The 24,119-nt window shown below is 39.3% G+C and carries 20 protein-coding genes and 1 pseudogene; 11 read left to right on the top strand and 10 right to left on the bottom strand.

All coding sequences use genetic code 11. The features are described from left to right. Positions 1 to 106: 106 nt before the first annotated feature. The gene (locus tag FFM59_RS03835) at positions 107 to 2,539 is read left to right on the top strand and encodes a Xaa-Pro dipeptidyl-peptidase (protein WP_137601724.1); all 2,433 of its coding nucleotides are present in this window, start codon (positions 107 to 109) and stop codon (positions 2,537 to 2,539) included. Here FFM59_RS03835 and FFM59_RS03830 read toward each other — a convergent pair. Both FFM59_RS03830 and FFM59_RS03825 read right to left on the bottom strand, forming a co-directional pair. Further along, positions 2,502 to 3,050 carry a biotin transporter BioY gene (locus tag FFM59_RS03830; protein WP_225420287.1) on the bottom strand — a complete coding sequence of 183 codons (549 nt, stop codon included), beginning with the start codon at positions 3,048 to 3,050 and terminating at the stop codon, positions 2,502 to 2,504. The genes FFM59_RS03835 and FFM59_RS03830 overlap by 38 nt on opposite strands. After that, positions 3,043 to 4,017, bottom strand: a complete 975-nt coding sequence (locus tag FFM59_RS03825) for a biotin--[acetyl-CoA-carboxylase] ligase (protein ID WP_137601723.1) — start codon at positions 4,015 to 4,017, stop codon at positions 3,043 to 3,045. Before FFM59_RS03825 ends, FFM59_RS03830 begins: the two co-directional genes overlap by 8 nt. A 117-nt stretch (positions 4,018 to 4,134) precedes the next feature. Here FFM59_RS03825 and FFM59_RS03820 point away from each other — a divergent pair, with 117 nt between their 5' ends. From FFM59_RS03820 to FFM59_RS03800, 5 genes are all read left to right on the top strand, one after another. After that, positions 4,135 to 5,046 (top strand): proline-specific peptidase family protein, encoded by a 912-nt coding sequence (locus FFM59_RS03820; protein WP_137601722.1) that lies wholly within the window; start codon positions 4,135 to 4,137, stop codon positions 5,044 to 5,046. A 220-nt stretch (positions 5,047 to 5,266) separates the two neighbouring features. Continuing rightward, positions 5,267 to 5,800 (top strand): TetR/AcrR family transcriptional regulator, encoded by a 534-nt coding sequence (locus FFM59_RS03815; protein ID WP_137601721.1) that lies wholly within the window; start codon positions 5,267 to 5,269, stop codon positions 5,798 to 5,800. 41 nt (positions 5,801 to 5,841) lie between these two features. Then, positions 5,842 to 8,304: a YhgE/Pip family protein gene (locus FFM59_RS03810; protein ID WP_137601740.1), complete on the top strand. Its 2,463-nt coding sequence runs from the start codon at positions 5,842 to 5,844 to the stop codon at positions 8,302 to 8,304. A 142-nt stretch (positions 8,305 to 8,446) separates the two neighbouring features. After that, a complete protein-coding gene (locus FFM59_RS03805; RefSeq protein WP_137601720.1) occupies positions 8,447 to 9,073 on the top strand; it encodes an HAD family hydrolase in 627 nt (208 codons plus the stop codon). 90 nt (positions 9,074 to 9,163) lie between these two features. Continuing rightward, complete coding sequence (locus FFM59_RS03800) at positions 9,164 to 10,153, top strand: multidrug resistance efflux transporter family protein (protein ID WP_225420286.1); 990 nt, start codon at positions 9,164 to 9,166, stop codon at positions 10,151 to 10,153. Between the two features lie 75 nt (positions 10,154 to 10,228). On the opposite strand, the gene FFM59_RS03795 is transcribed toward FFM59_RS03800, so the two are convergent. Both FFM59_RS03795 and FFM59_RS03790 read right to left on the bottom strand, forming a co-directional pair. Beyond that, entirely contained in the window at positions 10,229 to 10,558 is a 330-nt protein-coding gene (locus tag FFM59_RS03795) for a hypothetical protein (protein WP_137601719.1), read from the bottom strand. A gap of 28 nt (positions 10,559 to 10,586) precedes the next feature. Further along, positions 10,587 to 12,131 carry an ABC-F family ATP-binding cassette domain-containing protein gene (locus tag FFM59_RS03790; protein ID WP_137601718.1) on the bottom strand — a complete coding sequence of 515 codons (1,545 nt, stop codon included), beginning with the start codon at positions 12,129 to 12,131 and terminating at the stop codon, positions 10,587 to 10,589. 127 nt (positions 12,132 to 12,258) lie between these two features. Here FFM59_RS03790 and FFM59_RS03785 point away from each other — a divergent pair, with 127 nt between their 5' ends. Both FFM59_RS03785 and FFM59_RS03780 read left to right on the top strand, forming a co-directional pair. Next, a complete protein-coding gene (locus FFM59_RS03785) occupies positions 12,259 to 12,708 on the top strand; it encodes a GNAT family N-acetyltransferase (protein WP_170175925.1) in 450 nt (149 codons plus the stop codon). Between the two features lie 29 nt (positions 12,709 to 12,737). Beyond that, the gene (locus tag FFM59_RS03780; protein WP_137601716.1) at positions 12,738 to 13,118 is read left to right on the top strand and encodes a VOC family protein; all 381 of its coding nucleotides are present in this window, start codon (positions 12,738 to 12,740) and stop codon (positions 13,116 to 13,118) included. Between the two features lie 202 nt (positions 13,119 to 13,320). On the opposite strand, the gene FFM59_RS03775 is transcribed toward FFM59_RS03780, so the two are convergent. The 5 genes and pseudogenes from FFM59_RS03775 to thrC form a co-directional block, all read right to left on the bottom strand. Continuing rightward, positions 13,321 to 14,541: an MFS transporter gene (locus FFM59_RS03775; protein WP_137601715.1), complete on the bottom strand. Its 1,221-nt coding sequence runs from the start codon at positions 14,539 to 14,541 to the stop codon at positions 13,321 to 13,323. A gap of 65 nt (positions 14,542 to 14,606) precedes the next feature. Further along, on the bottom strand, positions 14,607 to 15,581 hold the full coding sequence (locus tag FFM59_RS03770; protein WP_137601714.1) for a bile acid:sodium symporter family protein: 975 nt from the start codon (positions 15,579 to 15,581) through the stop codon (positions 14,607 to 14,609). A 162-nt stretch (positions 15,582 to 15,743) separates the two neighbouring features. Beyond that, the gene (locus tag FFM59_RS03765; RefSeq protein ID WP_137601713.1) at positions 15,744 to 16,049 is read right to left on the bottom strand and encodes a metal-sulfur cluster assembly factor; all 306 of its coding nucleotides are present in this window, start codon (positions 16,047 to 16,049) and stop codon (positions 15,744 to 15,746) included. 323 nt (positions 16,050 to 16,372) lie between these two features. Further along, positions 16,373 to 18,122, bottom strand: a pseudogene (ilvD, locus tag FFM59_RS03760) (dihydroxy-acid dehydratase). 174 nt (positions 18,123 to 18,296) lie between these two features. Beyond that, positions 18,297 to 19,784, bottom strand: a complete 1,488-nt coding sequence (thrC, locus tag FFM59_RS03755; RefSeq protein WP_137601712.1) for a threonine synthase — start codon at positions 19,782 to 19,784, stop codon at positions 18,297 to 18,299. A 109-nt stretch (positions 19,785 to 19,893) separates the two neighbouring features. On the opposite strand from thrC, the gene FFM59_RS03750 reads away from it, so the two are divergent. The 3 genes from FFM59_RS03750 to FFM59_RS03740 all read left to right on the top strand — a co-directional run bounded on the left by FFM59_RS03750 (position 19,894) and on the right by FFM59_RS03740 (position 23,819). Beyond that, on the top strand, positions 19,894 to 21,177 hold the full coding sequence (locus FFM59_RS03750) for a homoserine dehydrogenase (protein WP_137601711.1): 1,284 nt from the start codon (positions 19,894 to 19,896) through the stop codon (positions 21,175 to 21,177). Positions 21,178 to 21,258: 81 nt separating this feature from the next. After that, positions 21,259 to 22,125 (top strand): homoserine kinase, encoded by an 867-nt coding sequence (thrB, locus tag FFM59_RS03745; RefSeq protein ID WP_137601710.1) that lies wholly within the window; start codon positions 21,259 to 21,261, stop codon positions 22,123 to 22,125. A gap of 236 nt (positions 22,126 to 22,361) precedes the next feature. Next, positions 22,362 to 23,819, top strand: a complete 1,458-nt coding sequence (locus FFM59_RS03740) for a BglG family transcription antiterminator (RefSeq protein WP_137601709.1) — start codon at positions 22,362 to 22,364, stop codon at positions 23,817 to 23,819. Between the two features lie 43 nt (positions 23,820 to 23,862). Here FFM59_RS03740 and FFM59_RS10015 read toward each other — a convergent pair whose 3' ends face one another. Beyond that, entirely contained in the window at positions 23,863 to 24,021 is a 159-nt protein-coding gene (locus tag FFM59_RS10015) for a hypothetical protein (protein ID WP_170175924.1), read from the bottom strand. Between the last annotated feature and the right edge of the window lie 98 nt (positions 24,022 to 24,119).

Genomic DNA, 24,119 nt, shown 5'->3' with positions numbered 1-24,119 from the left:
ACTGTTTGCCTACCGCAATTCAGTTCTCTCTGTTACACTTATCCTAATTAATTATACGTATTTTGTAGCATGATACCAACACTTTCACTCAAATCAAGGAGATATTATGAAAAATAATCAATTTGCAATTATCAAACGGACTCACCAACAAAAAATTAACGAATTAACGACCATTGGTTTCTTAACTGGAGAACCAACCATTAACGTGACGAGTCTTTGGAATCAATTTTTAACCCTGTCATTTCCAGAAACAACGGATGAAGAAACCATGCAAACCAACTTGGAGAATTTATTAGCGACACCGACTAAAAATCTCCTGCAATTTATTTTAGATGATGAGCCGATAACCACTGATATTTTCTATCTAGTCGCCTTACAACTACTACAATTTGAACCCGACGTTGATTTTGATCTTCAACATCCATTGGCAGCGATGGAAACTATTCAGCTCCCATTTTTAACGGCTGCGACGTGGAATGAAAGTCAATTAATCGAAGCATGGTATTTACTCCTCAATACGCACACTAAGAATGGTCAAACATACCTTGATTTATTAACCGCTCGTGGCTTGTTGACACCCCTTTACGCTTTACCTGCCACGCAAAAGCCCATCTTTTTCAACGGAAAAGCGTTGGCGGTGTTTGATTCAGTCCAACTAATTCGCGAAGTCGTTTACGTTGAAGCTCCACTAGATACGGATAATGATGGCCAAGCCGATTTGCTCAAAGTTGAAATACTGCGTCCTAGCGATACGAATGAAGGATTAAAGGTACCAACCGTTTATACTGCTAGCCCATACAATCAAGGGACTAACGACGAATGGGGCACGAAAGCCACGCATGATGTCAGAGTGCCAATCAAACACAAAACTAATCAACCCGATATGAGTATCACGGAAAACTTTAACCAGAAATTTACAACGAAGCAGCCGACCAAAGAAGCGCGGACAGCTACTGAAACTTTCACTCGAGAGGCGTCATATACTCTCAATGATTATTTAGCCGTTCGTGGTTTTGCGGTAGCTTATGCTGCCGGGATTGGAACTAAAGATTCTGATGGCATCCAAACCTGTGGCTCACCGGAGCAAACCATTGCGACCATTGCCGTCATTGAATGGTTGACTGGTAAACGAAAAGCGTACACCACACGAAAAGGTACTACCGAAATTAAAGCTTGGTGGTCGAATGCAAAAGTCGGGATGACTGGCCGTTCTTATTTGGGTACCCTGGCAACCGCCGCTGCTACGACTGGCGTTGAAGGACTGAAAACTATCATCAGTGAAGCTGCCATCTCAAGCTGGTACGATTATTACCGCGAAAATGGATTAGTAATTGCTCCGGGTGGCTTCCAAGGCGAAGATGCTGATGTCTTAGCTGCTGAAACGATGAGTCGTACCAAAAATCCAGCCGATTACCAACAAATTAAAACCTATTTCAATGATTATTTGACCAAAATGCAAAGTGACATGGACCGCATTACTGGTAATTACAACGGCTTTTGGGCACAGAGAAACTACCGGCCAGATATTAAAAACATCAACGCCGATATTATGATGGTCCAAGGATTAAACGACTGGAATGTTAAACCTAATCAAGTCAAGGCACTGTGGGATGCCTTATCCAGTGTCAATGTTGACCGGAAGTTAATTTTGCATCAAGGTGAACATATCTACATTAACGCCTTTCGTTCAATTGACTATACCGATATCGTCAACTTATGGCTCTCCAATAAACTTTACGATGTCGATAATGATGCGTCACAATTACCTGACTTAATTGTGCAAGACAATGTCACTCCAGAAACTTGGAACACATACGCCGACTGGGAAGAAAATCAACCAACCGAACTCTTTACGATTGGTGAACAAGGACTGGGAACAGAAAAGCTAACCACCAGTGCAACAGTCTCATTTGTGGATAAATGTCCCAACGCTGAATTTGAAAAATTTTCGAAGGAACCAAACAATTGGCAAACTGATTTAGCTCAACCAAATGATATTTTGCAAATCCATGATCCAGCTAAACTCCGGTTTATGACCGTGCCACTGCGGGAAGACTTGCTGCTTCGCGGTACGCCAACCCTTAAACTGTCAGTTTCATCATCCGTTGACCACGGCTTAATTAGTACACAATTAATTGATTTCGGATTACAAAAGCGCTTCAATATTAGTCCAACTATGCTACAAAAAAAGGGCCTTCAACTTGGTCATCAGTGGCGCGAAGATGACTTACGTGAATTTACCCTTGCAGCTAAAGAAACTGATTTTAAAATGATTTCATTTGGTCATATCAACTTACAAAACAGGATCTCTCCCGCCCAAGTTGATGAATTAATCCCTAATCAACTCGTCGACTTACAATTTGACTTACAACCAATTTTCCATCATATTCCAGCTGGTCATTTGATTGGTTTAATTGTTTTTGGCACTGATTTTAGTATGACGCAATTAGATAACTCTGAAGCCATTAAATATACCATCCAAACCAACGAATCATCATTGATTATTCCGAGCATTGCCCCATATTCAGCGGAATCTTAATTTTAACTAACACTGCGCGAGCAACTACACTTGCTAAGAAGGCTTTAATGACGGCTGGAATCAAAAATGGAATTGTGCCAGCAATAAACGCGGCGGGCCAAGCCATCTGGTTGAAAAACTTCAACCAAATCGTTCCAAGTACCAACTGAACCAGCGCCCCAATTAAGTTACCTACAATTAAATATGGCACCGTATTTTTGCGACGCAAACCAATTACAATCCAAGCTTGAACAAAGAAGGCAAAGATAAACCCACCAGTTGGGCCAAATAAGATGCCAACCCCGCTAGTGCCACTGGCAAACACGGGAATTCCAATCAAACCTAGCAAAATGTAACCAATTAATGTCCAATTGGCAATTCGATAATCCACCAGGGAAGCCAACAGGCCCACTGCGAACGTTTGCCCCGTTAAGGGTACCAATGGCAATGGAATCACCACTTGTGAACACAGTGCGAGGAAAATAACGAGTTCTGCCGACCAGATTAAACCTCTTAATCTCTTTCTATCCACGATAGTCACCCTCCTGTAAATTCAATTTAGTAATTTCTCCGGCATTAACGGTGACTACCTCGGTAGCAGTCTTTAATAATAAAGCGCCATCGTCATTAATGGTTTCCACTTCACCAGTCAAAACTCGATTACCAATTTTAACTTCAACATTTTTACCGATTACCAAACTGCGTTGACGGTATTCATCCATAAAGTTACCATCATCTAAGGTTGGCAACATTGTATCAAAAGCATCAATAATTTCACTAGCAACTTGGTTCCGATCAAGTTGCTTTTTTTGTGTCGTTAAGGCGCCAACTTTATTTTTTAATTCCGGCGCAAGCAAATCATTTTCAACTAAGTTAATCCCAATACCGACAATGACACTCGATAGTGTCCCGGTTTCAAAGTTAGTGACCGCTTCAGACAAAATGCCGGTCACTTTATGATGATTAACAATTAAATCATTCACCCATTTGATTTCGACCGTTACGCCAAATAATTTTTCCAATACTTGTGCAATCACCACGGCTGTGGCAGTGGTCATTTTGCCTGGATTAATTTGCCCATTAATCGGTAATAAAAAGCTAAGATACAAGCCTGTTTCTCCGGGGGAAAAGAAATTACGACCAAAGCGTCCATAGCCTGCGGTTTGTTGATTGGCAATCACGACGGTTCGCTGGCCCGGATTAGTGGCAGCTAATTGCTTAGCGCGAATATTGGTAGAATCAATTTCGTCATAAACCTCAACTTGACAATCTGATTTAATGCTAGATTCGATAATCGCTTGACTCAGTTTGAGACCGCGCGAATATAAATAGCCTTTGCCAGATTGACTTTCAATTGTTTGCCCATGAGCCTGCAACTGTTGAATAGCTTTCCAAATGGCAGTACGGGAAACCCCTAATTCATCGACTAACTCCGCACTAGTCACCCATTGATTTGCATGTTGATTTAGATACGCAAGCACTGTTGATTTTGTATCCACGTTTTTTCGCCTCCGTTAACCTTATTTTATTTTAGGTTAACAGACCGATAGCTCATTGGCAATCTCTTTTTAAATGCGCTACACTTATTTCATCAATATTAGGAAAAGGTGATTAATATGAAACAAGGAACCACAATCATTACATTAGATAACGGCTACCATTTATGGACTAATACTCAAGGCACTGGTGATATTCATCTGCTTGCTTTGCATGGTGGGCCCGGTGGCACACATGAATACTGGGAAGACACAGCCAAACAGTTAAAAGCTCAAGGTTTGAACGTAACAGTTCACACCTATGATCAACTTGGTTCATTTTATTCAGATCAACCAGATTACTCAGATCCGAAAATTGCTGAAAAATATCTCACTTACGATTATTTCTTGGATGAAGTTGAAGAAGTTCGGACTAAGTTAGGTATCGACCATTTTTACTTGATTGGTCAAAGCTGGGGCGGCGCTTTAGTTCAAATGTATGCTTTGAAGTACGGTGAACATTTGAAAGGTGCCATCATTTCATCAATGACTGATAATATCGATGAATACGTGGTTAACATCAACAAAGTTCGTGAAGAAGCTCTACCTGAAGAAGCTATTACTTACATGAAAGAATGCGAAGCTAAAAATGATTACGACAACGACCGTTATCAAGGGTATGTCGATATTTTAAATGAAGGCTACGTTGACCGTAAGCAACCCGCTGCTATTTCTCACTTATCAAGTACGATGGCCACTGACGTTTACGGCGTCTTCCAAGGCGATAACGAATTCGTTGTGACTGGTAAGTTAAAGGAATGGGACGTTCGTGATCAAATTAAGAATATTTCAATGCCAACCCTTGTGACTTTTGGTGAACATGAAACAATGCCATTGGCCACTGCCAAACGGATGGCTGAACAAATCCCTCACGCTCGCCTTGCAACCACACCAAATGGTGGTCACCATCATATGATTGATAACGCACCTGTTTACTACGATCATTTGGCAACCTTCATTCGCGATGTGGAATCAGATAACTTTGATGATTAATCTTATTTTCAAGAAAAAATCACGAAATTAATTTGAAATCTTCACAGAAGAATCTCAATTTTGGGATTCTTTTTTTGTGTTTTTTAAGACATTTTGAGATAATTGTCTTAATTTGAGACATTAGTTTTACTTTGAACCTTTTGTTTTAGAATTAGACAGTATATAGTATTCCATGTTGTTTTAGTTCTATTCATTGGTATTGGTCTTATGGAGGAGAAAAATGAAAGCGAACAGAACTACTAGAGATTTCGAAAACGCTTTGTGGGAAATTCTTGCGACAACCCCGTTTGCGGAGGTAACTGTTGATCAGATTTGTTGTGTGGCATTGATGCATCGCAGCAGTTTCTATCGTTATTTTGATGATAAGGTCGATTTATTAAAACAAACTTTATCAACGATGTTACGTAGAAACATCAGTGAAAGCCACAACCCTGACTTAGTAGATCAGATTGTCAGCTTTATCATTGATAATCGGGCCGTCTTCAGAAATATCTCCATCATCGGTGGCAATAATAGTATTAATCTAGACTTATTAACTCTAATCGGTAAAATCATCCTGGAACGACCGGATTCAGGGACTAACAATCTGATTGATTTATTACATCGCAGCAAGAATCCAGACATGATGTCGTACATCTTAGCTGGAGCGTTGACCGGAGTTTTTGTTTATTGCGACGAATATAATTACGACATTCCACGTAAGGAAGTTGTGCAATTATTTAACAGCGTGATTCAACACTTAACAACTAATTAATTTCATTAGAATTTGGCATGGAGGAATGTTTTATGTGGGAAATGATTAAAAATGAATGGAAATTTATTGGTAAGAACCGGCTGATTACTTTGTCAGTCTTTGCCATCTGTTTCATTCCATTGTTGTATAGTGTGTTCTTCCTAAAATCAGTTTGGGATCCATACGGAGATACACAAAATTTACCAATCGCGGTGGTCAATCAGGATCAAGGCGTAACGTATGCGGGTAAAAAATTACATGTCGGTGCTGATACCGAAGCAAAATTGAAAAAGAATCATTCTCTAGGATGGGACTTCGTATCTGCTAAAAAAGCTCACGAAGGATTAAAAGACCGCAAGTATTATACGGTTGTGACTATTCCAAAGAACTTTTCTAAGAATGCCGCCAGTGTATTAGATTCACATCCAAAGAAAATGAATTTGAAGTATGAAACTAACGATTCACTAAACTACATTGGTGAAGTTATGAGTAGCGTCGGGATGACTACTCTTGATAAATCGATTCGCACCGCTGTCACTAATGCCTATGCCAGCACCATGCTTGGCGAAGTGAAGACACTGGGTAAAGGACTCAAATCTGCTTCAACGGGTGCCGTGCAACTTAATGACGGTCTTGTCACCATGACTGATGGAGTTAAACAATATACAGTTGCTGTTTCGACCGTCAATGATGGTGTCCAAACTCTGAAAACATCTGTTTCTGCCTTACCTTCAGCTGCTTCACAATTGTCGACCGGATCAAACACCTTAGCTTCTGGAATCAGCCAATATACGGCTGGTGTTTCATCAGCGAATACGGGTGCAGGTCAATTAGCTGCTGGTACTAATACCTTGAACAGTTCCGTTTCAAGTTCAATGGGAGCACTGACCAATTCAAGTTTGTTTAGTATGTTGAATGGTCTCAATGTTTCTGATATTTCTCAAAAAGCAGCTAATGTGTCAAGCACACTCAATAACTCTAGTACGACTGATGCATTAAATACGCTAACAAGTAGTGATACTCAAACTGCTTTCAGCAAATTATCTGGTTTAGCATCTAGCATGTCGACAATGCAGACTGAATTGTCAGCTGTCAACACTGCATTGACGCAATATCTCACGAAAATTGGTAGCAACTCAACTACCTCAGCAGAAGATGCCGCAACAGTATTACAAGATTCTTCTAATACGCTAAGCCCAACCTCTAAATCTAAACTGGCTGAAATTATCAGTTTACAAAAAGATAATGGTACTCAAATAGAATCAACTCAAAAAACATTAACTGCACTCAGTACTAAATTGACAGGTGTCACAGATACGGTTAATTCTATCGCACCACAATTAACTAAAGTTCAGGCATTGCAAAGTCAACTTCCCCAATTGGAATCAACTTTGACTGACGCAAAATCATTGATGAATGATGTAACCCCAATTATGTCAGCCCTCAACGATCCATCAACACAAGCCACCCTCAATAGCTTGCCTGGTCAAATTTCGACACTTGAATCTGGCATTAGTCAATTAAATAATGGTGCTCAAACATTGTACGCCGGTACAACAACCTTGAATAACAATTCAAGTGCGTTAAACTCTGGTGCTAATACTTTGTCAACAGCACTTGGTCAATTAAATACACAAGTACCAACGCTGGTTTCAGGTGTGAACCAATTAGCTGATGGTACTAGTACCTTAAATGGCAAATCGGCTGAACTTGTTAGTGGTGCTGATAAGCTTAGTTCTGGTTCTGGTACTCTAGCTAAAGCTCTTAAGTCTGGTAGCAAAACAGTTAACGGTATTCATACCTCAAAGAATACTGCTAAAATGTTCGCTGACCCAACGAAACTTTCACATAAGAAATATAGTACTGTTCCTAACTATGGTCATGCTTTGGCTCCTTATGTACTTTCAGTGGCCTTGTATATTGGCGCAATTGTCTTCAACTTTGCCTTCCCAATTCGGAAAGTTTCAATGCGTGGCAAGTCTTCAACTGCTTGGTTCATGAGTAAAGTCACTGTCGGTGCCTTTGTCGCCATTGCTTCAGCAGTGATTGAATCTGGCCTAATTATCGCATTTGGACTTCAAGTTGATCATATTGGAACTTTCTTCCTGACAACCACGATATTCTCGCTAACGTCGATGTATCTAGTCATGTTCCTTGCGATGGCATTTGATAACCCAGGTCGTTTGATCTCAATGGTTATCTTGATGCTACAACTTGGTGGTTCAGGTGGTACCTTCCCAATGGAAGTTACGAATTCGTTCTTTAATGCAATTCATCCATACCTCCCAATGACCTACTCGATTCTCGGCTTACGCCAAGCAATCACATCTGGCCTTGGAAATGGGGTTGTGACACATTCAATTCTCGTCTTAATCTTAATCGCTGCGATTTCACTCGCACTTCTCTGGCTATCAATGTACCTACTTCAACAAAAGTGGCATGCAATGGCTTGGAAAGATGATAAAGATCCAGAAGGTTCTTCTGCCTTGGATGATAATCAAAAATTACAAGATATTGAAAAATAATTTTCATTAAATTAAGGTACATCTCATCCCCGAGATGTACCTTTTTTGTCTAGTTATTATACTAGATAAGCATTGTAACCGGTTGCTGATTACGCTAATTCTGGTATCATAGAAGTAATCAATACTGACAGGAGAACCTTACATGAAAAACTTTATTTTTGATTTAGATGGCACTTTAATTGACACAATGGATATGTACTTATTACCATTACAATCTATTTTAGCTAAGCATGGTTATAACATCACTCATGAAGAAACTAAACCACTCTTTGGGATTACCGCTGCGGACGCACTCGGACAAATTGGTGTCCCTGAAGCAGATCGACAAGCGATTGAAGATGAATGGTACAAAGTAGTCTACGCACAAAATACGACTATCAATACTTTTGATGGTGTTGATGACACTTTGGCTCAACTCAACGATGCAGATGGGGTTAAGTTGATTGTCGCTACCTCTAAAGTTCGGGACGAATATGAAGCAGAATTCATTCCAAAATTTGAAATTGCTAAATACTTCAGTGGTGCTGTGACTGCCTCTGACACGAAAAACCATAAACCTGCTCCAGATCCAATTCTCGCAGGGATTAAAGAAGGTAACGGTATTGCTGAAGATTCCGTTTACGTCGGTGATACAATTAATGATATGAGAGCTGCCCATGCCGCTGGAATTAAATTTGCCGGTGCAATGTGGGGTGCTGCAATGCCAGAACGATTAGCTGATGCTGATTACAAACTCACACATCCATCTGACTTACTAAAATTACTATAATTCTTTACAAAAATAACTTTCTTACCCGTTTTTATTTGGATAAGAAGGTTTTTTTAATTGTCTTTGCTTGTCGATATTGAGACTGCTAAGATGATTTACATACATATAAATTTGAAAGCCGGTGAACTGATGCGGACTAAAAGTTACACTGCAATTATTATTGGGATTATTTCCGCATTCTTCTTCTCACTTACTTTCGTACTAAATGAGGTGATGGCGAATAGTCACGGTTACTGGCTTTGGACTGCCTCTCTGCGTTACTTATGGACCTTGCCCATGATGTTAATCGTCATGTGGCTCCCACTGACTCATAGTTCCTTCAAAAAAGTTTTTAAATCTATTAGCGCCCACAAATGGTCTTGGTTGATTTGGAGTCAATTTTGTTTCGTCCTCTTCTATGCTCCATTGTGCTTAGCCAGTCTCTATTTACCAGGATGGCTAGTCTCCAGCACTTGGCAGTTTACCATCATTTGTGGCGTCTTACTGACTCCGCTGGTCAAAGTTCCCATTATCGATAATTCAGTCGTTAAATATCAACGTTTAAAGATTCCCTATCGTTCACTCCCTTGGACCGTACTAATCTTGTCAGGCGTGTTATTAACGGTCATCAATTACTCACAACAGCTGAATGGAATTGCGCATTTAGGTTTAAGTTTGATTAGTCTATTAATTGCCGCCATTTCATATCCCCTAGGCAATCGGAAAGTAATGGCTGCTAGTCCTGAAGTAAATGGTGTCGAAAAAGTTTTCGGAATGCTGATTTGTTCATATCCAACCTGGATTATTCTGGCCATCATCAGTTATTTCAAAGCTGGTGCCCCCACTGTTGGCATGCTAGAAAATACCTTCAGTGTGGCTCTATCATCTGGAGTCGTAGCTACCGTACTATTTTTCCAAGCCACTTCAATGGTTGCCAAACACATGCCGAGCCTGGCCAAAGTCGAAGCCACACAATCCATGGAGGTCGTTTTTTCGGTCCTCCTTAGTGTATTGTTCTTAGGGCACGCAATCCCAGGTGGATGGCAATTAGCCGGTTTGATTATCATGGTGATTGGGATCATTGGAATTAGTTTGCGATAATGATACTCAATATTTTTACATATAGATAGCAAACGAGGATTACCGCAATTGCGATAATCCTCGTCTTTATTGTCTTTAAAAAACAATTTTAAGTATCATTAAAATTAATAAAACTACACTAATCACTGTCAGTGCAACAATTTGTTGCCATTCATTGACATAGATAAATGGAGAATCAACAGTTCCGGCTTTTTTACGGCTGGCTTTATCAATAGCAATCATCACTTCGCCAATCCAAATCACCACTATTGGAGCAATAATTATTTCAATGCCACTCCCATAAGCGTCAAATTTACCAGAACTATTAAAGTGCGACGCTATCGTATTATCACGTACGACTAGTCCTGAACAGATAATCAAAAGAATTCCCTCAATGCTTCGCACAATTGATATAAACTTTTTCATATTTCCCTCCGCCAGTCATACTGAGGCACTATTTCTTCAGGCTTAACGCTTCAACGTTCAATATCTTGTCGGCTAACCCGTCATAAAAGCCTTCTTCATGGCTAACTAAGATCAAATTACCGCGGAACGTTTTTAACGCACGTTTTAAGCCGTCTTTAGTTTCATCATCAAGATGATTCGTTGGTTCATCCATAATTAAGAAATTACTTGGGGTCAATTCCAAAATTGCTAACTTAACCTTAGTTTGTTCTCCACCAGAAAGCAAATTCATTGGCTTCATCGTATTAGCTGAGTTGATTCCTGCACGCGCTAACCGCGTCCGAATCGTCTTGGGTAACATTGTAGGATACATTTCTTGAATCGTTTCTAGTGGCGTTAATTCATCATTTTTCCAATCTAAATCTTGGTTAAAATAATTCACGATTGCTGAAGGAGAGAACTCAGCTGAGCCACCTTTAGCTTCAATTTCACCCAAAATTGATTTAATCAACGTTGACTTACCAACCCCATTAAATCCTTTAAAGACCAATTTTTCACCACTACTCATCGAAAATGTGACGGGAGCTAAGAGTGGTTTGTTGTACCCGACCGAAAGGTTTTCAACTCGTAAAGCATTTTGGGAACCGGTATCTTCATATGGAAATTTGAAACTGGCCACCAAATTATCTGAAGGTGGATCAATCCGTTCCATCCGCGCCAACATTTTCTCACGAGACTTAGCCATCGTTGATTTTGAACCAGCTTTATTCTTTTTAATGAATTTTTCTGCTTTTTCAATTTCAACTTGTTGCTTTTCGTATTCTTTTAACTGAACTTCTTTTCGTTCTTCTTTTTGACGCATCGCTTTCTTAAAACTACCACGATACTTCGTAATTTTACCAAACGACACATCACAAATACAATTAGTAACCTGTTCTAGGAAATCATAATCATGGGAGATAATCATTGCCGCACCGGTAAAACTATTCAGATAATCAATTAGCCATTCAATGTGGGTAGTATCCAAATAGTTGGTTGGTTCGTCCAGTAAGATAACATCGGGACTTTCAAGGAGCAGTTTAGCCAAAATAATTTTCGAACGTTGGCCCCCACTCATTTCAGATACAACGTGATCCAAACCAATTGAATCCAAACCAAGACCAGAGATAACTCTATCAACTTCTGTTTCGATATCATAGAAGTTACGTGCATCTAATTGTTCTTGAAAACGACCTGCACGGGTTAAAAGCTTTTCATCTAAGGTTTCTGCATATTCGGCATAGGCCTGATTCATTTGATCATTAATCTCAAATAAATCATTGAAAGCTGTATGCAAAAATTGTTGTAACGTTGACCCAGCTTCGATATCAGCATATTGATCCAAATAACCAATTTTCGTATGATTTTGCCATTTAATACTACCTTCAACGGCCAAAATCTTTCCCGTAATGATTTTAATTAACGTACTTTTACCAGCTCCATTTTGACCAACAATTCCCATGTGGTCCGACTGGTTTAGTTGAAAACTAGCGTCATCATATAATTTTTTATCTGCAAAACTCATACTCAAGTCTTGCACTTCTAATAAACTCATCTCTAATATTACCTTTCATTCTACGTGTACAATCAAAATTCAATTGTACTCTTGTCGCCATTGATTTTCAAAGTTACAATAAATGAATACTCTCTTACGTACAAATAATTCATTGTTAGGAAAAATTATGATTACAAAACTGGACAATCCGTCTATTGAACAACTCAATAAAATTTTAAATATTTGGCTCAATGTGAACATTGAAGCGCACCATTTTGTCGATGAACAATACTGGCGTGATAATTACGAAGATGTGCAAAAATCACTGCCTGATGCAGAGTTATATGTTGCCATTGAAAATGATGAAATCGTGGCGTTTTTAGGCTTATCGGACTCTTACATTGCTGGCCTGTTTGTCAGAAATGATTATCGCCACCAAGGTATCGGTGGTGCACTACTTGAAACCGTCAAACAAACGAATTCGTCTTTGAAATTATCGGTGTATGAAAAAAATGTCGCTGCTGTTAACTTTTATATTACGAACGGATTCATCGCTCAAGCTACAGATGTCGATTTAAAAACTAATGAAGTTGAATTTTTAATGGTTTGGCATCAACAAAACCACGCCACAATTTAACGACGAACAATAATAAGGAGTTTTACCCAATGAAAATTAGAGATATTGACCACGTAACGATGTACGTCAACGATTTAGACCGCACTATTCGCTTTTATCACGAAACTTTTGACATGCCGGTTTTACACCAAGATGACACCCATGCATTAATGCTATGTGGTAAGCAAGCATTAGACTTTAAGCTAATAACTGAAAATCAGTCGTTAGAAGCCAAACAAAAAGCAGCCGGATCAGCTGCCTTTTGCTTTATTGTTAAAGAACAATTATCAGATGTAGAAAACCATCTACGAAGTTATTATATTCCTATCCTTGATGGACCTAGTGAACATCAAGGTGCCCACAGTCAATTAACTTCGTTATTTATTAATGATCCAGATGGCAATTTACTTGAAATTGCTGTTGAAGCATAAACTTGAGCGCGTCGGTAAGTAATTTACTTATCCGGCGCTTTTTTGTTTTGAAATGAAAACCGTGGTGATTCGCACCCTAAATTTAATCAGGCTCATCCCCACTACATTCTCCGTCTAACTTTGACCACCTTGATAAGTAGCCCACTTATCTTCGTGCTCATTCGTTATACTCAAATGCAGCCCGTGGTGATTCGCACCTAGTTTATGCTTCCACTTTTTTCTGCTGTTTTTTACCTTGCCAAATGGCTTTGGCAATTGGAAAGAGGAAGATGAAATTGAAGATTTCCATGATAGCAGTCATCATAAAGACGCTTTGATAAGCAAAAATGCTGGCGACGACTGAACCTAACATGGGACCCACAACACTTCCCATTGCTTGAAACGATTGATTCCAACTGAAAATTCGACCGAATGCCTGCTTTGGTACATAACCGACCATCAACGATTGAACAGCTGGCAATAAGGCAGCGTCTGAAATACCTAAGACTGCTCGCCAAACACCTAACTGATAGACGTTGGTTACAAAACTCATTGCCGAAAAGGTCATTACCGCTAAGATTAAGCCACCAGTCAAGATTTTCTCCGGACCATATTTGTCACTCAAAGCTCCCAAAAATGGTGCAGTGAATAACGTGACAATACCTGGTAACGACGAAATAATCCCACTAACCAATGCCACTCTACCGCCATGATGCAATAAGTCACTCACTAATAGACTTAAGATTGGTGTGACCGACATGTTGGCTGCTTGAATCACCAATGTAGTAATAAACAACCCCCAAATCAACTTGGGGTATTTCATTTCGTGAAAAACTTGTTTCATTGGCATCATTTCTTCACGTTTAATTGGCGTAAATTCTTCATGAACGAAGAACAAAGTTACAAAGAAAACAACAGCCATCATGGCCCCAACTACATAAAATGAAGTTCGATAACCATATGCCTCGGCTAATACCCCACCAATTAACGGTCCTAATAACGTGCCCACCACGTTCCCTGTTGCCAGAGTTCCCATTGCTTTACCGTTAACTTCCATTGGTGCACTAGCTGCGACAATTGCATTTGCATTATTGATATATCCTGAAAATAGCCCTTGAATTGCACGTAAAACAATCAAACTACCGACCCCTGGAACAAATCCACAGGCAGTAATGGTGATTGTCATTCCTAATGAAGATCTTAAACACATTAATTTTCGGCCGTATTGATCAGCTAATTTACCCCAATAAGGAGAAATAATTGCTTTGGCCAGGAACGTGATTGAAAATGCGACCCCACTTAAAATATTCAATGTCCATGTGTCAAAATGGCCAAGTGATTTCACAAATAATGGCATGAATGGCATCGTCATCGAAAAACCCATCCCGGTCATAAAATTACCAAACCACAGGACATATAAATTATGTTTCCAATTTGATTGCATTCAATCCCTCCCTCGTTTGAAAAATAAAAAGGTCCCCAACTGGGCACCTTTTTATTTCACAAGAATTATCCTTGAACTGCACCTGTAACAGGTGTGGTTTCTTTTTCAGCTTTAGATTCAGTATGTCTTCTCCAGTAAGTTGAAAGAACTGAACCAGAGATATTGTGCCAGATACTAAAAATAGTTGAAGGAATTGCAGCTGCTGGTGCGAAGTAAGCCATCGCTAACGTTGCTCCTAAACTTGAATCTTGCATCCCCACTTCAAAAGTAATTGCCTTACGTTGTGGATCACGTAAACGCATGAGCTTTGAAAAGCCAAATCCTAATGCGTATCCAGATAAATTATGGAGGACAACAACAGGAATTACGATTGCAGTAGCAGTAAACAAGTTAGCATGGTTGGCGGAAATAACAGCGCCAATGATTAACAGAATTGCAACTTGTGAAACTAAAGGTAAAGCCAATGTCACTTTATCAATTTGTTTTTTAAATAAGGTATGAACAACCACCCCTAAAACAAGTTGAATCAACACAATTTCAACGGTACTTAAGAATAGTGACTGTGTTGGAATTGAAACAAACTTGTGTGCGAATAAGACTAATAAACTTGGTAAGGCAATTGGTGCTAATAAGGTTGATAGTGTTTCAATCGAAACATCTAACGCCACATCCTCACCAGCTAAATAGGCCATTACACTTGATGAAGTTCCGGATGGACATGAGCCAACTAAAATTACTCCGGCAGCGATGGCACCATCAAGATGAAAAATCAAAGTGAGTACCCATGCTAATGTTGGCATAATCACATAATGAGCAACTGTTCCTGCAAAAACTGGGACTGGATGTTGCGCAATTCGTTTGAAATCTTCACCAGTTAAAGTAAGATCCATTCCGAACAAGATAATTCCCAATAAATACTTGGTGTTTGGAACTACCCAAGCGCTTGTAACTGGCACAAAGTAATTAAATGCAGCCCATAAAATAACTAAGACTGTAAACCATTTCCCCACAAATTTACCTAAATCTTCGACCTTTTTCATGTGAATTTCGCCTTAATATGTATTGAAAATGAGCGAACTCATTTTCGTGTGTTATTTACTATGTTATATGTGAACGTTTTTTAATCATCAATCAGATTCGAATTCTACTCCTAAAATATCTTGTCTTGATTACATATGATAGCCTGTCACCATTCGTGCATATCAACTCATCTTGGCTGGTGTCCAAGCTGGCTCCCAAACTAAATCAATTTTGACTTCTTTAACCTCCGCCACTTTATTTTCTAATGCCGCTTGGATTAAATTTGCTAGAACATCTGAAATGGGACATCCCATGGTGGTTAGCGTCATTGTGACTGTCACTACCCCGTCCGTCATGCTCAGCCCATAAATCAATCCTAGACTTACTAAGTCTACCCTCAATTCAGGATCGATTACTTTTTCCATTTCGGTTAACATTCGATCTTGTAAATCACTAACTGAATCAGTTGTTTGCGGTTCTTTTGTCATAATCGCACCAACTTTCTTAAAATGTGAACTTTATAAAAATGTTTTTACGGCAAGTTTGGTTGGTTATACACTCTGATTAGCCGAAAACGCGCTCCACCATCCAATCGGCTTGATATAAGTCCTTTAGCTAATTAGCCTAACCCGCTATTTCGCTAAACTTCCTTATTTCGCGCCAATTAACCGGATGAATTATACACTCTGTTTGCGAAACGTGCTCCACCAATCTAACCCTTGCGTTTAATCTCAACTAATTTATGAACTTAGGCCGTTCATTTCATTAGTCTTGTTAATCCTCATGGTCAGCCCAATTGGTGTCGCACTCTCTAGTCTTCTTCCGGTCCAAACAATTCATCAGCACCTAACATGACGCCACCAGTATTGGCAGAAGTCACGAGATATTGATAACGAGCGAGATAACCATAGCGAACTTTTGGCTTAAATGGTTTCAATTCTCCACGGCGTGCGACCATTTCTTCTGGTGTTAAATCAACATTTAATGTGCGATTAGTTAAATCAATTGTGATTGTATCGCCATCATGAATTAAGGAAATTTCACCACCAGATGCAGCTTCGGGTGAAACGTGACCGATACAGATTCCATGGGTAGCTCCGGAGAAACGACCATCAGTAATCAAGGCCACATCACGACCTAATCCACGTCCAATAATATTCGAGGTTGGATTCAACATTTCCGGCATCCCTGGTCCACCTTTAGGTCCTTCATAACGAATAACCACCACGTGACCTTTTTTAACAGATCCATCATCAATTCCGGCAACTGCATCATCATGTGAATCAAAACAAATGGCTTTACCGACAAATTTATGAATATCGTCATCAACCCCAGCAACCTTAATTACTGAGCCATCTTTGGCAACGTTACCGTAAAGAATGGATAATCCACCCTCTTCTGAATATGGATTGTCAGTTTCACGAATAATTTCAGGGTCCTTAGTATGTGCCCCCGCAACGTTTTCACGAATGGTTTTGCCGGTCACCGTAATGCGATCTGGATGTAAAATACCACCCTTATCAATTAACTCATTCATAATTGCTGGAATTCCACCGGCTTCATGAACTTGTTCCATCGTATAAGAAGATGATGGTGCAATTTTAGCCAAATGTGGTGTGCGTTTGGCAATTACATTAATATCTTCTTCACTATATTTAATGCCAGCTTCATGAGCAATGGCGAGACCATGCAGAACAGTATTAGTTGAACCACCCATGGCCATGTCTAATGCAAATGCATCATCGATTGCATCTTTAGTGATGATATCGCGTGGTTTCAAATTATTTTTAACATTTTCCATTACTTGTCGTGCAGCTGCGCGCACTAATTCTTTTCGTTGATCTGAAACGGCAAGTGCTGTCCCGTTATAAGGCAGTGCCATCCCAATCGCTTCCATCAATGAATTCATTGAATTAGCCGTATACATACCAGCACATTAGCCACAACTTGGACAAGCGTTTTGTTCAAGTTCCAGAAAATCATCCTTACTCATTTTGCCATCTTTAAATGCTCCAACCGCTTCGAACACAGTCGATAACGTTGCAGCTTTTCCGTTTGGATCCAGTCCAGCTTTCATTGGTCCACCTGACACAAACGCGGCAGGAACATTGGTCCGTAATGAAGCCATGAGCATTTCTGGAGTAATTTTGTCACAGTTTGGCATATATAAAACACCGTCAAACCAGTGCGCATTAATCACCGTTTCCGCAGCATCGGCAATAATTTCACGACTTGGAAGTGAATAACGCATCCCAATGTGCCCCATTGCAATCCCATCATCAACACCAATCGTATTGAATTCAAATGGAATTCCGCCGGCTTTTCTAATTTCTTCTTTGGCAATATCAACCAATTCTCTTAAATGTACATGTCATGGGACAATTTCTATGTAGGAATTACAAATTGCTATGAAGGGTTTTTTTCATGTCCTCAGGATTTTTAACTTTCCCTGTCGCATATAGAAGACTTCTTCCTGGCGCACGATCAACACCAACCGTAATTTGATCACTGCGCTTTTGCATGTCTTCTCCGGTGACAGAAAAGTTTAACGTGTCGCTCATTAAACCATCTCCTAAATGTTTATATGTGTATTCGAAGCCCAATATGCCTATCTTCGTTCGAATAATTAGAATTATAGCACTTTATTTTAATCAATCAACCACATTTTCTAATCTAATTTTAATCAAATAATTAAAAAAATGGCCTATCCAACTGATGGATAAGTCATTTCACTACTATTTCACAATATTTTTGATAAATTCTTTCATGCCTTCGGGTTTCACAACGATTTGTTGACGAAGCTCAATTTCAAAGAGACTCTTCATTGGTGCTGGCACAGGATCACCGGTCACATCAAATAGTTGACCAACGGCAGCGTAACCTGGTTCGACCACTTCCTTGCCGGTAATGGCTTCGTAGACTGTCTCAGGGAATTTGTATGGGCTAGCAGTTGCTACAATTACCATTGGCGTTGTGTCCGCCGTCCGTTGTTGATATTGATGAGCGACATATGAAGCCACGGCGGTATGTGGATCAATCGTATACTTTGCAGCATCATAAACACGTTTAATTTCTGACTTAATCGCATCTTCAGACGCAAAACCTGCATCGAAGCCTGCATCCAATCGTTGTTTCATCTCATCGGTAATTGTATAACTATCCTGCGTATTTAAGCCATTCATTAATTCAATGACTTTATCCGAGTTACCGTCTGCTACATCAAATAACAATCGTTCTAAGTTGCTAGAAACGATGATATCCATCGAAGGTGAATTTGTTAAATAAAAATCACGTTTCTTATTATAGGTACCAGTTTTGAAGAAATCAGTTAACACATTATTTTGGTTAGATGCACAAATCAACTTCCCGATGGGCAAGCCAATTTTCTTGGCGTAATAACCAGCTAAAATATCTCCAAAATTACCAGTAGGCACTGTAAAATTAACTGGTTCGCCTAACTTGATTACGCCATCACGCACTAATTTACCATAGGTATAAAAATAGTACGCCACTTGTGGTACTAATCGTCCAATATTCATGGAGTTCGCCGATGAAAATTGACTTCCACTGAGTTTCAATTCTTCCCCAAACTTCACATCATTAAAAATGTGCTTTACCTCAGTCTGAGCTTGATCAAAGTTACCATCAATCGCTACGACATCCAAATTTTTGCCTTGTTGCGTCAGCATTTGTTGTAATTGAACTGGACTCACGCCGCCATTTGGATAAAAGACAATCACTTGGGTGCCATCGACATCCCGGAAGCCGTTCATCGAAGCAGTCCCAGTATCACCAGAAGTCGCCGTTAAAATGACAATTTTACGATTCACATCGGTCAATTTAACTGCCCGGACCATCAATTGTGGCAACATTTGTAAGGCAATATCTTTAAAGGCCAACGTAGGCCCATGGAATAATTCCATATAATGACTGCCCGCATGATTCTTCGTGACAGGGACAATCTCTGCGTCATCAAATTGCTGGCCGTATGCTGCTTGAATACTTTCATCAAGTTGTGCATCGGTATAGTCATCAAAAAACAAACTTAAAACTAACTTGGCTGTTTCTTTGTATGTAAGTTTTGCAATGGCTGCCAAATCAATTGTAGGTTTAGGAAACGCAACCGGAACATATAAGCCGCCGTCTGGAGCAAGCCCTTGGATGACTGCTTCTGCGGAATTTAAAGAATTAGAAATTGATCCTCGAGTACTACGATAATCCATCATAAACCTCCGAATTTGTTAATTTATGCAATTATAACCTATCACATACTATTTAGGCTATGTTAAAATGGATGCAATTATGAAAAAAAGATTGTGAGGCGGTTAAAACATGGAAAAAATAAAAATTGGTTTGATTGGTTTGGGAACTGTGGGCTCGGGTGTACTAGAAATGGTTTCCAACAACCAAGCTAAGATTTCAAATATCACCGGTCGGGAATTGGTTATCAAGACCATTGCAGTGCGCAACGTCGCAAAGCACCGCAGTGAAGTATCAGATGACATCATTCTCACCGATAACGTTGACGATATCATCAACGACCCTGAAATCAAAATTGCTGTGGAAGTCATGGGTGGGATTGATCCTGCTAAGGAGATTATCACTAACCTCTTGAATGCCCACAAACATGTCGTCACCGCCAACAAAGACTTAATTGCCTCTCACGGGGATGAACTTGCCAGAATTGCTCGCAAAAATAACGCTGATTTAGTTTATGAGGCCAGTGTTGCTGGTGGAATTCCAATTTTACGGACCATCGTTAATAGCTTTGCAGCTGATGAAATTTTAGAAGTTAAGGGGATTGTTAACGGAACAACCAACTACATCCTAACTCAAATGCAACAAAAAAAGTGGAGCTATGAAGATGCTTTGAAAAAAGCCCAAGAACTTGGCTTCGCTGAATCTGATCCAACCAATGATGTTGCTGGTATTGATGCAACTTACAAAATGATTATTTTGAGCCAATTTTCATTTGGTTCACACCTAGCATTGGATGATATCAATATTGAGGGTATCCAAAATATCAAACTAGAAGACGTGGCCCAAGCTGCTGATTTTGGTTATACCATTAAGTTATTAGGGATTGCTAAGCGCGTTGGCGAAGGTGTTTTTGCTGAAGTTGCACCTGTCTTAGTGCCTTCAGACCATCCTCTAGCCACAATTCACAATGAAAATAACGCTGTTATGGTGACCGGCCAAGCTGTCGGTGAAACCTTATTCTACGGTCCCGGTGCTGGTGGTTTACCAACTGCAAACAGTGTCCTCAGTGATATTGTCTCAGTCACCAAAAATATTGCCTTAGGAACCACGGGTAATACTTTCAATAACTATCAACACGAAAGCGAACCAATTGATAAGGGTGATGTCATTTATCCATATTACCTTTCGCTTCAAATGCTTGATGTGCCTGGTCAAATTTTGAAGGTCACTAAATTAATGATGGAAATTGGTGCCAGTTTCAGTCAAATCGTGCAGACCAAAGCCAACGATACTGATGCCCGCGTGATTTTCATCACCCATGCGATGTCAAAGAAACAGTTAGCCACTTTGAAGGCCGAAATTGATAAATTTGACACCATTGAACTCCGCGCCGCATATAAAGTTTTAGGCGAATAAAAACGTGAAATTAAATCACCATTAAGTCGGTTCTTCAATGAACCGGCTTTTGTGCTGAAAAAATGAAAAGAGGAAATTACTGTGAAAATCAAAGTCCCTGCAACTAGTGCTAATCTTGGTCCTGGATTTGATTCAATTGGTATCGCAGTTTCATTATATTTAACCATCGAAGTCATCGGTACAGCTGAAAAATGGCACGTCTTCCACGATTTAGGTCATGGATTATCTAACAGTAAATCTAATCTAGTCGTTTCCACTGCCTTAAAAATTGCTCCCAATTTAACCCCACATGAATTAAAAATGACTTCCGACATTCCGGTCACACGTGGGTTAGGTAGTAGCTCGTCCGCCATTGTTGCTGGTATTGAGCTAGCCAATCAATTAGCTGGGCTCAACTTAACAGATCAACAAAAGATTGATTATGCCGCTGAAATGGAAGGCCATCCCGACAACGTGGCTCCGGCAATCTATGGTGATTTAGTGATTGGTTCCAGTGTGAATGATAAATTTATCGCGATTCAGGCACCGTTCCCAGACTTATCGCTAGTCGCTTATGTTCCTGCTTACGAATTAAAGACTAGCGATAGTCGCGGTGTGCTACCAAATAACATTGCCTTTGCGAATGCGACCCACGCTAGTGCCATTGGCAATACCTTCGTCGCTTCGATTTTCACGAAAAAATATCAAGAACTTGGTAAACTAATTGAAGCTGATATGTTTCACGAACCTTACCGGCAAAAATTAGTCCCTGAATTCTTACCAATTCGTAAAATTGCCCATGAAGTCGGTGCGTTAGCAACATATTTGAGTGGTGCTGGCCCAACCGTCATGACAATCATTGATGCAGACAAAATTCCTCAACTCCAAGAATCGTTATTGGCAGCTGGCTTTAATGACGACGTAATTCCTTTAAAAATTGATAAAAATGGCGTAACCGTCGAAAAATAAATTGAAACAATTTCATCAAATCAAGAATCAAGTTGACTAAATTCACTTGATTCTTTTTAATTTTCTTTTGTTTTATCATCTGAACTATTAATATAATTATGCAATGAACTACCATAACATAAAAGTTTCGTTTTTCGCTGCCTGCATAGGTATTACCTAATTGTTATCTTTTCACTTTTTGTACCGTTTAAGGTATACTTCAATTGAAGTAGGGTATGAACTATGAGGTATTTGATATGGAATTATATTTACTAAATAAGGATGACGCTTGTAATTTTGAGGTACTAGACTATATCCTCCACCAGGGCAACTTAAAGGCCACTAAAGTAGATTTAATGGAAACCTTTAAGTTAAGTACCTACAAAATGGACAAAGCCATTAACTCCCTGAACGCTGACTTAATGGAAATTGCTACTTCAGATGTGGTAGTTGAAATTAAGGAAATTAGTCGTGGTGTTTTCCAAAGAATTCACCTAGACAATAAGGCCATTCATGACTTAGGTGCGTTTTACTTGCGTCAATCTGCCATTTATTTGGCATTTGAATATCGTTTTATTTTTCAATATTTATCCACTAAGGTCAGTTATTTGTCTCGGCTTTTTTTAAGTAACTCTCCTTTTTATGAGGCTGAGGAAAAATTGGATCAGCTCCTCAATGAACATGAATTTTTCGTCTCGTTAAACAAAAAAAGTGACGAATTTGCCATTCGCCAGCATTTATTTCAAATCTATTTTGAATCTTTTCCAAATGCGAGCCAATACAAAGGTCTAAATTCCATCACTTCAGAAGTCATATCAGATCTCGATATGAAATTTCAATTTAATTTATCACATACTAGATTTTCCAAGCTAAAGTCATTCCTTACGGTTTGGTTATTACGCCTACAATCTCGCCAATTCATTGATTCATCAGAATTAGACACAGCTTACCTAAATAATTACACGGATAAATTAGCTGGTGCAGTTAAATTGATTGAAGAGCACCTAACCTTCCCACTGCCAGACGCGGAAATCAAATACTTATATTTATTTTTAATTACCGATGACTACTTAGAATTGGATGACACTTTTAAAGAGGAATTCCCTCACGAATATCAAATGTCCAATGACTTAATCCAACGGGTCTATGAAAGCCAAACAACTGCTGGATATGCTCACATCAATAAGCAAGCACTCTTGGTTAATTTAACCCGAGTAAACATTGCGATTTCATATTTTTATGTTGAAACATCCACTTTTATTGATCAGCCACAAATTGATATGTTCGAAAAAGATAATCCGTTATTTAGTCGTGTTGTCCATGAGTATATTGATAGTTTACGAACTGACGATGTGACAATTTCAAAAAAGTTTGAAACCAATCTATATCTTAGCTATATTTTTGTCTTAATTAATTTAATCCCCATGAAAATTATGGTGACTCCAATTTACATTTACGTTGATTTTTCTTTAGGTAAATTGTACACGAAATACATTGTTGAACAATTAAATAACAATTTTAGAAACACAAATATTCAGGTCCAAGAAACCATGGATGAAAATACGAATATCTATTTGTCGGATTTACCTTCAGAATTGATTCAAATTCCACAAATTTTGTGGGGTACACCTCCTGCACCAGCAGACTGGGGTAATCTAGTCGAAGAAATCACCAAGATTAAAGCCATTAAAGATGAAAAATATAGTAATGCATAAAAAAGGGTCTATCATTTTGGGGAAAATGATAGGCCCTTTAAATTTAACCCGCTTTAATTTTGAGGAAAATCAATTCACTTGCTTTGCGTGCATCGACTGCTTCGTCAAAATCGTAGAAATCTTGTAGTAATACGTACTTGCCATCTACCATCAACCCCGCAGTCCATTTATTCTTACTCTCATCAAACGATACACCAACCACCCCTGATTTATTCTTCTTCCCTTGGGCCTAGAATAAAAAGTGTACAAGTTAAATAGAGACTCTGATTTAGTATAATTAAGGAAGTAAATTGGAGGATC

It is taken from the genome of Paucilactobacillus nenjiangensis, from assembly GCF_005405445.1.
Taxonomy (GTDB): Bacteria; Bacillota; Bacilli; order Lactobacillales; family Lactobacillaceae; genus Paucilactobacillus; species Paucilactobacillus nenjiangensis.
This window is presented reverse-complemented; position numbering and strand designations above follow the sequence as displayed.

Bases quoted from the DNA above. Each gene is read 5' to 3' on its own strand.
- FFM59_RS03835 (WP_137601724.1), top strand. From the start codon at position 107: ATGAAAAATAATCAATTTGCAATTATCAAACGGACTCACCAACAAAAA.
- FFM59_RS03820 (WP_137601722.1), top strand. From the start codon at position 4,135: ATGAAACAAGGAACCACAATCATTACATTAGATAACGGCTACCATTTA.
- FFM59_RS03815 (WP_137601721.1), top strand. From the start codon at position 5,267: ATGAAAGCGAACAGAACTACTAGAGATTTCGAAAACGCTTTGTGGGAA.
- FFM59_RS03810 (WP_137601740.1), top strand. From the start codon at position 5,842: ATGATTAAAAATGAATGGAAATTTATTGGTAAGAACCGGCTGATTACT.
- FFM59_RS03805 (WP_137601720.1), top strand. From the start codon at position 8,447: ATGAAAAACTTTATTTTTGATTTAGATGGCACTTTAATTGACACAATG.
- FFM59_RS03800 (WP_225420286.1), top strand. From the start codon at position 9,164: ATGATTTACATACATATAAATTTGAAAGCCGGTGAACTGATGCGGACT.
- FFM59_RS03795 (WP_137601719.1), bottom strand. From the start codon at position 10,558: ATGAAAAAGTTTATATCAATTGTGCGAAGCATTGAGGGAATTCTTTTG.
- FFM59_RS03790 (WP_137601718.1), bottom strand. From the start codon at position 12,131: ATGAGTTTATTAGAAGTGCAAGACTTGAGTATGAGTTTTGCAGATAAA.
- FFM59_RS03785 (WP_170175925.1), top strand. From the start codon at position 12,259: ATGATTACAAAACTGGACAATCCGTCTATTGAACAACTCAATAAAATT.
- FFM59_RS03780 (WP_137601716.1), top strand. From the start codon at position 12,738: ATGAAAATTAGAGATATTGACCACGTAACGATGTACGTCAACGATTTA.
- FFM59_RS03775 (WP_137601715.1), bottom strand. From the start codon at position 14,541: ATGCAATCAAATTGGAAACATAATTTATATGTCCTGTGGTTTGGTAAT.
- FFM59_RS03770 (WP_137601714.1), bottom strand. From the start codon at position 15,581: ATGAAAAAGGTCGAAGATTTAGGTAAATTTGTGGGGAAATGGTTTACA.
- FFM59_RS03765 (WP_137601713.1), bottom strand. From the start codon at position 16,049: ATGACAAAAGAACCGCAAACAACTGATTCAGTTAGTGATTTACAAGAT.
- thrC (WP_137601712.1), bottom strand. From the start codon at position 19,784: ATGGATTATCGTAGTACTCGAGGATCAATTTCTAATTCTTTAAATTCC.
- FFM59_RS03750 (WP_137601711.1), top strand. From the start codon at position 19,894: ATGGAAAAAATAAAAATTGGTTTGATTGGTTTGGGAACTGTGGGCTCG.
- FFM59_RS03740 (WP_137601709.1), top strand. From the start codon at position 22,362: ATGGAATTATATTTACTAAATAAGGATGACGCTTGTAATTTTGAGGTA.